Origin of the sequence: Gordonia sp. DT219 (assembly GCF_049847065.1) — a bacterium.
Classification (GTDB): domain Bacteria; phylum Actinomycetota; class Actinomycetes; order Mycobacteriales; family Mycobacteriaceae; genus Gordonia.
On the sequence record NZ_JBNCNR010000019.1, the window covers coordinates 47,718 to 59,697 of the forward strand.

The 11,980-nt window shown below is 68.1% G+C and carries 9 protein-coding genes and 1 riboswitch; all 9 genes read left to right on the forward strand.

Annotated elements, in window-relative coordinates; genetic code table 11:
* The first annotated feature begins 216 nt into the window (after positions 1-216).
* The 9 genes from ACPXB3_RS17955 to ACPXB3_RS17995 all read left to right on the forward strand — a co-directional run bounded on the left by ACPXB3_RS17955 (position 217) and on the right by ACPXB3_RS17995 (position 11,842).
* Entirely contained in the window at positions 217-1,050 is an 834-nt protein-coding gene (locus ACPXB3_RS17955; RefSeq protein ID WP_425706631.1) for an SDR family NAD(P)-dependent oxidoreductase, read from the forward strand.
* A gap of 55 nt (positions 1,051-1,105) precedes the next feature.
* A riboswitch (ZMP/ZTP riboswitch) is annotated at positions 1,106-1,185 on the forward strand.
* Positions 1,186-1,204: 19 nt separating this feature from the next.
* The gene (locus ACPXB3_RS17960; RefSeq protein WP_425706617.1) at positions 1,205-2,611 is read left to right on the forward strand and encodes an NAD(P)/FAD-dependent oxidoreductase; all 1,407 of its coding nucleotides are present in this window, start codon (positions 1,205-1,207) and stop codon (positions 2,609-2,611) included.
* A gap of 403 nt (positions 2,612-3,014) precedes the next feature.
* The gene (locus tag ACPXB3_RS17965) at positions 3,015-4,169 is read left to right on the forward strand and encodes an LLM class flavin-dependent oxidoreductase (protein WP_425706618.1); all 1,155 of its coding nucleotides are present in this window, start codon (positions 3,015-3,017) and stop codon (positions 4,167-4,169) included.
* Positions 4,169-5,797: an ABC transporter substrate-binding protein gene (locus ACPXB3_RS17970; RefSeq protein ID WP_425728860.1), complete on the forward strand. Its 1,629-nt coding sequence runs from the start codon at positions 4,169-4,171 to the stop codon at positions 5,795-5,797. Before ACPXB3_RS17965 ends, ACPXB3_RS17970 begins: the two co-directional genes overlap by 1 nt.
* A gap of 5 nt (positions 5,798-5,802) precedes the next feature.
* Positions 5,803-6,819 (forward strand): ABC transporter permease, encoded by a 1,017-nt coding sequence (locus tag ACPXB3_RS17975; protein ID WP_425706620.1) that lies wholly within the window; start codon positions 5,803-5,805, stop codon positions 6,817-6,819.
* Positions 6,812-7,696: an ABC transporter permease gene (locus ACPXB3_RS17980; protein ID WP_425706621.1), complete on the forward strand. Its 885-nt coding sequence runs from the start codon at positions 6,812-6,814 to the stop codon at positions 7,694-7,696. The genes ACPXB3_RS17975 and ACPXB3_RS17980 overlap by 8 nt, the downstream gene beginning before the upstream one ends.
* Positions 7,693-9,267 carry a dipeptide ABC transporter ATP-binding protein gene (locus tag ACPXB3_RS17985; protein WP_425728862.1) on the forward strand — a complete coding sequence of 525 codons (1,575 nt, stop codon included), beginning with the start codon at positions 7,693-7,695 and terminating at the stop codon, positions 9,265-9,267. Before ACPXB3_RS17980 ends, ACPXB3_RS17985 begins: the two co-directional genes overlap by 4 nt.
* Positions 9,260-10,459, forward strand: coding sequence for an LLM class flavin-dependent oxidoreductase (locus tag ACPXB3_RS17990; protein WP_425706623.1), 1,200 nt, complete (start codon positions 9,260-9,262; stop codon positions 10,457-10,459). The genes ACPXB3_RS17985 and ACPXB3_RS17990 overlap by 8 nt, the downstream gene beginning before the upstream one ends.
* Positions 10,460-10,471: 12 nt before the next feature.
* Positions 10,472-11,842, forward strand: coding sequence for an NtaA/DmoA family FMN-dependent monooxygenase (locus ACPXB3_RS17995; RefSeq protein WP_425728864.1), 1,371 nt, complete (start codon positions 10,472-10,474; stop codon positions 11,840-11,842).
* Positions 11,843-11,980: the final 138 nt, after the last annotated feature.

Here is an 11,980-nt window from a genome sequence, read left to right on the forward strand (position 1 = left end):
TGCGCGGAGCCGGGGGCGTTGTACGAGCGATACGAAGCTATGAGCGGTTCGTGCCCAGGCCGTTGCGCCGATGTGACGTACGTGAAAACTCGGTTCGCTTTCCTGCGGAGCCCACGATGGCGCCCGATTTTCGCGGGTGACGGGGCCGGACTCGCGCACAGAACCCGACCGAATAAGGTGGGGACCCGATAGCCGAGGGAAGGTCAGATCATGGGTGTGGATGTGAGCGGCGCACTCTTCGACCTGATGCAGCGCCGGTCACTGCTGCCGACGGTGCTAGAGGAGAGGGTCACCGGTCCGGGCCGCGATCTCGCCGGCCTGACCATCGTGGTGACCGGCGCCTCCGCCGGGATCGGCCGCGAGGCCGTGCGAGCGCTTGTCGCCCGGGGCGCGCACCCGGTCGCCGTCGCCCGGCGCGAGGTCGAACTCCGTGCGCTGGCCGAGGAGACCGGCTGTGATTATGCGGTCGCCGATCTCGCCGACGAGGCCGATGTGCGTCGACTCCTCGGTGAACTGGTCGAGCGGGACATCGATGTTCTCGTCAACAACGCGGGCCGCTCGATCCGGCGACCGATCATCGAGTCGACCGATCGTCTACACGACTATCAGCGCACCATGGCGTTGAATTACTTTGCCGCGGTACAACTATCGCTCGGATTGTTGCCGGGGATGGTGGAGCGCGGGTCCGGGCAGATCGTCAACATCTGCACCTGGGGACTGATGGCCGGGACATTTCCCCGCTTCTCGGCCTACGCGGCGTCAAAGGATGCACTTGCGATCTTCGGCCGCAGTCTCAATGCCGAACGGCCGCATCCGGGCGTGTCTGCCACGAATGTCTACTTTCCGCTGGTTCGGACCGAGATGATCACTCCCACAGCAGAATACAACGACCTGCATGCGTTGGATGTGGGCGAGGCGGCGGATTGGATCGTACGTGCGATCACCCACCGCCCCGAGGAGGTGACCCCGGCCGGGCTGCGGACTCTGCTTCCGGTCCTCGACTACCTGTCGCCCGCGCTGGCCGACCGGGTGATGAAGGCCATCACCTGACACGTCGCCGTTCGGTAGCGAGCAGATCCTCGCGCCGGGCGCGATCGTGCGCTAACCTCGACGGTGCGACTGGCGCAGCCGGAATCGACCGGCAAGGAGCACGTTCCCCCGACATCGTCCGCCTGGGTGTCGATCCTCGACGAAGGAACGTGCCATGGCAGAGCCAGATCCACGCGCAATGCAGAATCATCTCGACCCCATCGCCGACGCGCCTTCGGGTCGCCACCACGTGGTGATCATCGGTTCCGGCTTCGGGGGACTGGCTGCCGCGCGCCGGCTCGAGAAGGCCGACGTCGACGTCACCGTGATCGCGCGGACGACCCATCATCTGTTCCAGCCGCTGCTCTATCAGGTGGCCACCGGCCTCATCTCGCAGGGGCAGATCGCGCCGGCCATGCGGGTGGTGCTGCGCAAGCAGCGCAACGTGCAGGTGGTTCTCGGCGACGTCGAGAACATCGACCTCGACCGCCGCACGGTGACCTCGCGGCTGCTGGAGCGGGACAGCGTCACCAACTACGACAGCCTGATCGTCGCGGCGGGTGCCGGCCAATCCTATTTCGGCAACGACCATTTCGCGGAGTTCGCGCCCGGGCTCAAGACCATCGACGATGCGCTGGAGTTGCGCGGACGGATCCTCGGGGCGTTCGAGCAGGCCGAACTGTCCACCGACCCGGACGAGCGTGCCCGATTGCTGACCTTCGTCGTCGTCGGCGCGGGTGCCACCGGCGTCGAGATGGCCGGGCAGATCGCCGAGATGGCCGCCAAGACCCTGCGCGGCACGTTCCGGTCGATCGACCCGACGCAGGCGCGTGTCATCCTGCTCGACGCCGCTACCTCGGTGCTGCCACCGTTCGGCAGCAAACTCGGGAAGCGTGCCGAAAAGCGTTTGCGTGCGCTGGGAGTCGACGTGCAACTCGGTGCGATGGTCGTCGACATGGACTACGACGGCTTGGTCGTCAAGGATGCCGACGGCGCCATCCGGCGCATCGAGAGTCAGTGCAAGGTGTGGTCGGCCGGGGTGTCGGCGAGTCCGCTGGGCGCTCGGCTCGCCGAGCAGAGCGGCGCCGAGATCGACCGCGCCGGCCGGGTGCGAGTGCAGCCCGACCTGTCCCTGCCCGGTCACGCGGAGGTGTTCGTCGTGGGCGACATGATGGCGCTCGACGGGGTCCCCGGGCTCGCACCTGCGGCCAACCAGTCGGCCCGCTACGCAGCCGACGCCATCCTTGCACGTCTGGCCGGGACATACCGCACCCGAAAGCCCTTCGCCTACTGGGACAAAGGGTCGATGGCGACGGTGTCGCGGTTTTCGGCGGTGGCGACCGTACCGATTCCCGGTACCTCGCGACGCATCGAGTTCTCGGGGTTCCTCGCGTGGCTCGGCTGGCTGTTCCTGCACCTGGTCTATCTCGTCGGATTCCGCAATCGCTTCACGACGGTGGTCGACTGGACCTTCGCCTTCACCTCGCGCAGCCGCAACCAACTCGCGGTCACCGAGCAAGAAGTATTCGCCCGCATCGTGATCGACCGGTTGGAGGAGATGGAGGAGCGCGGCGCCGCCTGACGGCGCCGGCAGGTTGGAGCCGAACACGTCGACGCGCTCGGCCGAGATTCACGGCGGTCAGGATCAGCAGCAGGCGAGAACACCGTATGAGCATGAGGTGAGGCTCGCCTAATTCAGAGAAGGCGCGCAACTCGGCCATTCGCGAAGCGTCCGGTGAGATGAATCGATTTCGGCGGCCAGGCAGGGGAGGTGGGCGCCGCCTTTTCCGCACAGTGGTCGAAACTCCGGCCAGCATATCGATGGCGGGAAAGCGGTCGATCGTCGTCACATCCGCGCTGCCTTGCCGCGCGTCGCGAGGCGGCCCTACCGTGAATCGACCATCTGGAGCGACCGAGAGACCCGGCTTGTCGACGTCGCAGCAACCCGTCAGGGTGCTAACGCCGGGATCGATGGGAGATACCCCGTGGGTTTCCATGACCGTGCCCCGTTGTCGGTGCTCGACCTCGCACCGATCAGCGAGGGATCGAATGCTGCTGCCGCGCTGGCGAATGCGATCGACCTCGCCCGGCACGCCGAGCAGTGGGGGTATCGCCGGTACTGGGTGGCCGAACACCACTTCGTGGCCGTCGCCGGCTCGAATCCGGCGGTGCTGATCGGCCAGATCGCCTCGGCCACCCAGAGCATTCGGGTCGGGTCGGCGGCCGTGCAGGTCGGCCAGACCACGGCGGTGTCGGTGGTGGAGCAGTTCGGCCTCCTCGACGCATTCCATCCGGGCCGGATCGACCTGGGTCTCGGCCGATCGGGGCAGCGTCGGGCCGAGGCACTCGGTGCGGCGCAGAAGGGACCGGCGAAGAGTGCACCACCCGCGCCACCCGCGACCCGGCCGCCGAGCCGGACCGTCGACGGCGTGATCATCCCCGAACGCGTCGATGTGACTGCGCTGCTGGCCGATTCGAGGCTTGCCCGCAGCTTCGAGGTGCTCACCCAGCCGGGTGCGCAGCCGCCCGATTTCGCGGATCAGGTCGCCGACATCGCCGCACTGCTCGACGGCACCTATCAGAGCCCGTCCGGGTTGGAGCTGCACGCCGTACCCGGAGAGGGCGCCGACGTCGAACTGTGGATCTTCGGCAGCAGCAAGGGCCAGAGCGCACAGGTGGCCGGCGCCCGTGGGCTGCCGTTCGTCGCGAACTACCACGTGAGCCCGGGGACCACGCTCGAGGCGGTGCAGGCCTACCGCGCTGCATTCCGGCCGTCGGACACGCTGTCGGAGCCCTACGTGGTGGTCTCCGCCGACGTGGTGGTCGCCGAGGACGACGAGACCGCACAGCGCCTCGCGTCCACCTACGGCCACTGGGTGTACAGCATTCGCAGCGGACACGGGGCCATCCCGTATCCCGACCCGCGGACCGCGACCCCGCTGAGCCCCGAGCAGCAGGCATTGGTCGCCGATCGCATCGAGACCCAATTCGTCGGCAGCCCCGATACCGTCGTCGACCGCCTCGCCGCACTCGGAAAGCTCACCGACGCAGACGAACTCGTCATCACCTCGGTCACCTATGACCACCACGACCGACTCCGGTCACACGAACTTCTCGCCAAGAAATGGGGCCTTATCTGATGCGCGTGCGCACCTCCGTCGTCGCCCGGGTCGCGACGGCATCTGTTGCCGCGCTGGCAGTTGCCGGTCTGGCCGCCTGCGGGTCGGGCTCCTCGAGCTCCGACGACGCCGGCCCGCCCGTGTCCGGCGGCACCCTGCGCTACGGCCTGTCCGACGCACCGACCTGCTCGGACCCGGCCCAGAGCGGCACCAACCAGACGATCTATGTGACGCGGCAGATCGTCGACTCGCTCACCGATCAGGTGCCCGGCAGCGGTGAACTCAAGCCGTGGCTCGCGCAGAGCTGGGACGTGAGCCCGGACGCGAAGGTGTTCACCTTCCACCTCAAGCCGAATGTGACCTTCAGCGACGGCACCAAGCTCACCGCCGATTCGGTCAAGAAGAACTTCGACGCCATCGTGAACACGCTCGGCGGGGCGAAGGCGCCGTTGGCCGCAACATATCTCAGCGGCTACACCGGGACGACGGTGGTCGATCCGCTCACCGCCCGGATCGCCTTCTCCGCACCGAATGCCCAATTCCTGCAGTCGACCTCGACGCCGCAGCTCGGCCTGCAATCCGACGCCACCACCGCCCAGTCGGCCGAAGCGCGGTGCCAGGGCACCAATGTCGGCTCGGGGCCCTTCGTCTACAGCGGGTGGCAGCAGGGCCGCTCGGCGGCGCTGCGCAAACGAACCGGCTACGCCTGGGGTTCGGCGGCGTTCAAGCATCAGGGTGAGGCGTACCTCGACGCCATCGACTTCACCGTCGTGCCCGAGTCCGGTGTGCGCACCGGGTCGCTGGGTTCCGGGCAACTCGACGTCATCAGTGACGCCCTGCCCAACGACAAGCAGCAGATCACCGCGGCCGGCGGTTCGGTTCTCACCGCGGTCAACCCGGGCGTCCCGTTCGGATTGCAGCCCAACGTGTCCCGAAGTGCACTGGCCGATGAGCAGGTGCGCCGGGCGTTGTTGCCTGCGATCAACCGCCAAGAACTCGTCGACACCGTCCTCGACAAGGACTTCCACCCGGCCACCGGAGTGCTCGCCGCCAACACCCCCGGCTTCCATGCCGAGACGTCGGCACTGGCCTTCGACGCAGGCAAGGCCAAGCAGATCCTCGACGCGGCCGGCTGGGCCGCCGGCCCGGACGGCATCCGTGCCAAAAACGGTCAGCGGCTGTCGTTCTCGGTGCTCTACAGTCCGGTGTTCGCCGGTAACCAGGCGATCCTGGAACTGTTGCAGCAGCAGCTGAAGAACGTCGGCGTCGAGATGAAGCTGGACGTGGTCCCGGCGGCCGAGGCGACCGTCCGCCAGAACTCCGGCGACTATGACGCGATCTACTACAACGTGACCCGCGCCGACGGCGACATCCTGCGTACCCAGTTCGGGCTGAACGCCCGAAACCTGAACCGGCGCGGCCCGATCCCGGCCCTCGACACCGCCTTGGCAGAGCAGCAGACCACCACCGACATCACCGCCCGCAACGCCGATCTGGCGACCGCACAGACCCAGATCGTCGACCACGGTCTGTTCATCCCCACCATCGAGCTGTCGCAGGCGATCGGTGCGGCCGGCAATGCGCATCAGGTGGCCTTCGACGCGTCGGCACGACTGCAGTTCCACGACACCTGGCTCTCGGGTCGGTGACCGGGATGGTCCGCTATCTCGCGACCCGGATCGCTGCGGCGATCGGGGTGCTGTGGGCCGCCTTCACGGTTGCGTTCATCATCCTGATCCTGTTGCCCTCGGACCCGGTGACGATCGCCACCTCCGGGGATGCGTCCACGCCGGTGGACCCGGCGGCGGTGGCTGCGCTGAAAGCGCGCTACGGGCTTGACCGTTCGATCTGGGAGCAGTACTGGTCGGCGTTGACCGGCGCGCTGCACGGCGACTTCGGGATCTCCATCTCCCAGGGCCGGCCGGTCACCGACGTCATCTTCGACGCGCTGCCGAGCACGGTGGCCCTCACCCTCACCGCGGTCGCACTGGCCGTGGTGCTGGGCGTGGGTCTGGCCGTACTGGCCACGTGGACGCGGTTCTCGGCGTTGCGCCGCATCCTGCTGTCCATACCGTCGCTGGTCGTCGCGCTCCCCACGTTCTGGGTGGGCCTGGTGTTGTTGCAGGTCTTCGCCTTTCGGCTGGCATGGTTCCCGGCGTTCGGTGATACCCGGCCGGGTTCGCTCGTCCTGCCGGCGGTCACCCTCGCGATTCCCTATGCCGGGGTACTCGGACAGGTGCTGGTCACGAGTATGACCGCCACCGACGCCCAGCCGTTCGTGCAGACCGCCACCGCGAAAGGTGCGAGTCGCGGCCGCGTCATCGCTCGCCACATCCTGCGGGTGTCGTCGCTGCCCGCGCTGACGGTCGCGGGTGTCATCGTCGGCAATCTGCTCGGCGGTGCCGTCGTCGTCGAGACCGTGTTCTCGCGGCCCGGTGTCGGCCAGCTGGCGCAGAGTGCCGTTCTCGCCCAGGACATTCCGGTGGTGCTGGCCCTGGTGACGTTCTCCGCTCTCGTCTTCGTCTGCATCAACCTGGCTGTCGACGTCGTCTATCCGTTCCTGGATCCCCGCATTCTCACCGGCCGGTCGCGGGACGGTCGGTCGGCGAACGGCCCGGCGAACGGTCGGGCGGATACCGACGACACCGCTACGGAGTTGACCAATGTCTGAGTCATCCAACACCGGCGTCTCGCCGGCGTCGTGGTCGTGGGCCCCTGGCCGGTTGCGCCCCGGCGTCGTGTGGACGTGGTTGCGCGCCAACATCGCCGTGGCACTCAGTGCGGTCGTGGTACTGCTGGCACTCGGATTCGCCGTGTTCCCAGGGCTGTTCACCAGCCGCGACCCGCTGTTGGCGGTGCCCTCGGAGAAGCTCTCGGCGCCCAGCGCACAGCACTGGTTCGGCACCGACAACCTCGGACGTGACGTGTACGCCCGGTTCGTCCACGGTGCCGGACTGTCGCTGTCCGCGACGATCGGGGCAGTCGCGGTGGCCCTGGTCATCGGCTCGGTGCTCGGCGTGCTCGCCGGTGCCGCGGGACCGGTCGCCGACGGAATCATCATGCGGGCCATCGACGTGATGCTCGCCGTCCCGCAGATTCTGCTGGCACTGGCGATCGTGGCCGCCCTCGGATTCGGGACGACGAAGGTGGCGATCGCCGTCGCGGTGGTGTTGATCGCGAGCTTCGCGCGCGTGATGCGTGCCGAGGTGCTGCGGGTGCGTCACGCGCCCTACGTGGAGGCGGCGCGGGCCTTCGGTGTGCCGACCCCGGTGATCCTGGTCCGCCACGTCCTGCGCAATTCGTATGCGCCCGTACTCGCCTTGGCGGCAGCGGAATTCGGGATGGCGATCCTGCTGATCTCGTCGTTGTCGTTCCTCGGTTTCGGGGCGGCGCCGCCGGCACCCGAATGGGGTTCGCTGATCTCGGAGGGCCGCAACTATCTGGCGACGGCCTGGTGGATGACCACGCTGCCGGGTCTGGCGATCGTCGCGGTCGTACTGGCGGCCCACACCATCGGACACCGCATCTCGGCGGGGGAGGACCGATGAGCCCGGTGCTGGACGTCGCCGACCTGAGCGTGCACTACCGCATGGGCAGAACCGACACCGAGGCCGTCGGTGGCGTCGGCTTCGTGGTGGAGCCGGGCGAGACGGTCGCCGTGGTCGGGGAGTCCGGATCGGGCAAGACATCGGTGGCGCACGCCATCATCGGGCTGCTGCCGCCCTCGGCCCGGACGTCGGGACAGATCAGCCTCGGTGACATGCGGATCGACGGGCTCGCGCCCCGCGCGCTCAACCGTATCCGGGGCGCGCGGATCGGGCTGGTCCCGCAGGACCCGGGAACCGCCCTCAATCCGGTGCAGCGCGTCGGCGACCAGGTGGCCGAGGTGTTGCGGATTCATGGCCGTGCGGCCCGCAAGACCGCCCACATCCACGCGCTGGAGCATCTGACCGATGCCGGACTCGACGACCCGGAACTGCGTTACGCGCAGCTGCCGCACCAACTTTCCGGCGGGCAACGGCAACGCGTGCTGATCGCGATGGCCATGGCATGCGGGCCGGAACTGATCATCGCCGACGAGCCCACCAGCGCACTCGATGTGACGGTGCAACGACGCATCCTCGATCATCTCGAGGCGCAGGCCGCCGACAACGGGTCGTCGATCCTGCTCATCACCCACGACATCGGCGTCGCGGCCGACCGCGCCGATCGGCTGATCGTGATGTCGGGTGGGCGCATCGTCGAAAGCGGGCCCACCGCAGAGATACTCACCGACCCGCAGCACGCCTACACCCGCCGGCTCATCGCCGACGCCCCCGGTCTCGCGTCGGAGACGTTGGCCCCGGCCGGCCCTGCGGACGACGCACCGATCGTGGCACGGGCCGATCACATCTCCCGCACCTTCCGCATCGGCCGGGGCGATCGGCTCACCGCCGTCGGTGATGTGTCGCTGTCGGTGCGGGCGGGCGAGACACTTGCGATCGTCGGCGAGAGCGGGTCGGGAAAGACGACGACCGCACGTATTCTCGCGGGACTCGAGAGCCACGACGCGGGCACGGTCGACGTCGGCGATCGCCGCTCCGACGTCGGCTTCGTCTACCAGAACCCGTTCTCCTCGATGAACCCGAAACTCACGGTCGCACAGATCATCTCCGAACCGATGCGTGGCACGCCCAAGGCGGAGCGTCGCGCTCGCGTGGCCGAACTGCTGGAGGCCGTCGCACTCGATCCCGAGTTCGCGCGGCGACCACCGGCCGCCCTGTCCGGCGGGCAGCGCCAGCGGGTGGCAATCGCCCGCGCGCTGGCGACCACGCCGCGGTTGCTCATCCTCGACGAGCCGGTCTCGGCGCTCGACGTCACCATCCAGGCACAGGTGCTGCGACTGCTCGCCGATCTGCAACGGCGGCAGGGGATCGCCTTGCTGTTCATCTCGCACGACCTCGCCGTCGTCCGCCAGATCAGTCACCGGGTCGCCGTGATGCGCGGCGGCCAGATCGTGGAGGAAGGTCCGGTGGACTCCGTGTTCGCCACGCCCCGACACGAATACACGCGTCAACTCATCGCGGCCATCCCCGGACACGGCCGCACCCCAACCGCCAAGGAGACCGCTCATGCCTGACCAGATACATCTCGCTGTCGCACTGTCCGATGCCGGGTGGCATCCCGGTGCCTGGCGCGAACCCAATGCCCGCCCGACCGAACTGCTCTCCGGACGGTACTGGAACGATCTGGTGGCCGAGGCCGAGTCCGCTGCGCTCGACTTCGTCACCATCGACGACGGCCTCGGGCTGCAGCGCGACAACCCGTTCACCCCCGACAGCCGGACCGATCGCGTACGGGGCCGCGTAGATTCGGTGCTCATCGCCAATCGGGTGGCACCGACGACGCGCGGGCTCGGGCTGATCCCGACCGGCATCGTCACCCACACCGAGCCGTTCCACACCGCCAAGGCGATCGCGACGCTCGACTACGCCGCACGCGGCGGGGCCGGGGTGCAGCTGCGGGTCGACGGGTCGGCTGCCGACGCCCGGCTGTTCGGCCGGCGGACCCTGCCCGATCTGGTGCCCGGCGATATCGACCAGGTGGTCGTCGACGCGCTGTTCGCCGAGGCCGCCGACTACGCCGAAGTTCTTCGTCGCCTGTGGGATTCGTGGGAGGACGACGCCGAGATCCGCGACGCCGCCACCGGCCGGTTCATCGATCGCGAGAAGTTGCATTACATCGACTTCGAAGGCGAGTACTTCAGTGTCCGGGGCCCGTCGATCACCCCGCGCTCCCCGCAGGCGCAACCGCCGATCGCCCTCCTCGGACACAACAGCGGCTCATGGGATCTGATCGGGCGCGCCGGTGACATCGGATTCATCACCGCGCACAGCGCATCGGAGGCCACCGAGATCGTCGGCGAGATCGACGCGGCCCGCCGCGCGGCCGGGCGCGACGGTGAGCCGGTCCGTGTCTTCAACGATCTGGTGGTCATCCTGGGTGCCACCGACGCGGAGGCGGCGCAGCGCGCCGAGCGCCTCGATGCGCATGCCGGTGCCGAGCTCTTCAGTGACGCAGAGATCTTCGTCGGGACGGCCGCCGGCCTGGCCGACCGGATCGAGGAATTCGTCGGCGCCGACGCCGAGGCCGACAGCGGCGCGGTCGGGGTGCGGCTGCGGCCGGCCGCACTGCCCGACGACCTCGTGTCCATCACCCGTGAGCTGGTCCCGGAGTTGCGGCGCCGCAACCGGTTCCGGGCCGACTACACCGCCACCTCACTTCGTGGGCATCTCGGGCTCACCCGTCCTGCCAACCGCTACGCAGCCTGATCGGAGACCGACATGTCAGTTCATCGCAAAGAAGTCCATCTCGCGGCCCACTTCCCCGGGGTCAACAACACGACGGTGTGGAGTGATCCGGACTCCGGCAGTCACATCGAGTTCGAGTCGTTCGAGCATTTCGCCCGCACCGCCGAACGCGGCAAATTCGACTTCCTGTTTCTCGCCGAGGGTCTGCGGTTGCGGGAGCAGAACGGCCTCATCTACGACCTCGACGTCGTCGGGCGCCCCGACACCTTCTCCGTTCTCGCCGCACTCGGTGCGGTCACCGAGCGGTTGGGGCTGACCGGCACCATCAATTCGACCTTCAACGAGCCCTATGAGGTGGCACGGCAGTTCGCCAGCCTCGATCACCTCACCGACGGCCGCGCGGCCTGGAATGTCGTGACGTCGTGGGATGAGTTCACCGGCGAGAACTTCCGGCGCGGCGGCTATCTCCCGAGTTCGCAGCGGTATTCGCGGGCCAAGGAATTCCTCGAGACCGCGCTGGAACTGTGGGAGTCGTGGCACGGCGACGAGATCGTCGCCGACAAGGAGTCCGGCCAGTTCCTGCGTGATGGTGCGGTCGGCGAATTCGAGCACCACGGTGAGCAATTCGACATCGCCGGGCAGTTCTCGGTGCCGCGCAGTCCGCAGGGCCGCCCGGTGATCTTCCAGGCCGGTGATTCCGAGGAGGGCCGGGAGTTCGCCGCCGCCAAGGCCGATGCGATCTTCTCGCGGCACAGTGCATATGACGCCGGGCGTGAGTTCTACCGCGACGTCAAGTCCCGGCTGGCCAAGTACGGCCGCCGCAGCGAGCAGTTGCTGATCCTGCCGTCGGCCACATTCGTCTTGGGCGACACCGATGGCGAAGCCGCCGAGCTCGCCCATGAGGTGCGGTTGGCCCAGGTCAGTGGTGCGACCGCGCTGCGCTTCCTGGAGCAGGTGTGGAACCGCGATCTGTCCGACGTCGACCCGGACGGTCCGATTCCCGACTTCGATCCGGTGATCGGCGAGCACACCATCGCCCGCGGCCGGGCCAGTGTGCGGATGTACCGTGACCCGCTGGAGACGGCGCGCGAGTGGCGGGAGCGGGCTCAGGCCAACAACTGGTCGATCCGCGAACTCATCATCGAGGTGACCGGACGCCAGTCCTTCATCGGCAGCGCGCAGACGATCGCCGACGGCATTGACGAGTACGTGCAGAACGATGTCAGCGACGGCTTCATTCTGGTTCCGCACGTCACGCCGGGCGGACTCGATCGCTTCGTCGACGAGGTGGTCCCGATCCTGCAGGAGCGCGGCAGCTTCCGCAGCGAGTACGCCGGAACCACTTTGCGTGATCACCTCGGGATCGACCGTGCCGGTGAGGGGTCAGGGCTCGCCGCATCCTGAGTTCCGGCGGCCTGGATGGGCACGCCAGAAATCTGCAGCCTTTGGTCGCGGTTTCCGCGATTAAAGGCTGCAGATTCGGTGGTCAGCGTCCGCAGATGGCGAGCAGGCGGGCCAGGCGGGCTTCGACGCGTGACGGTT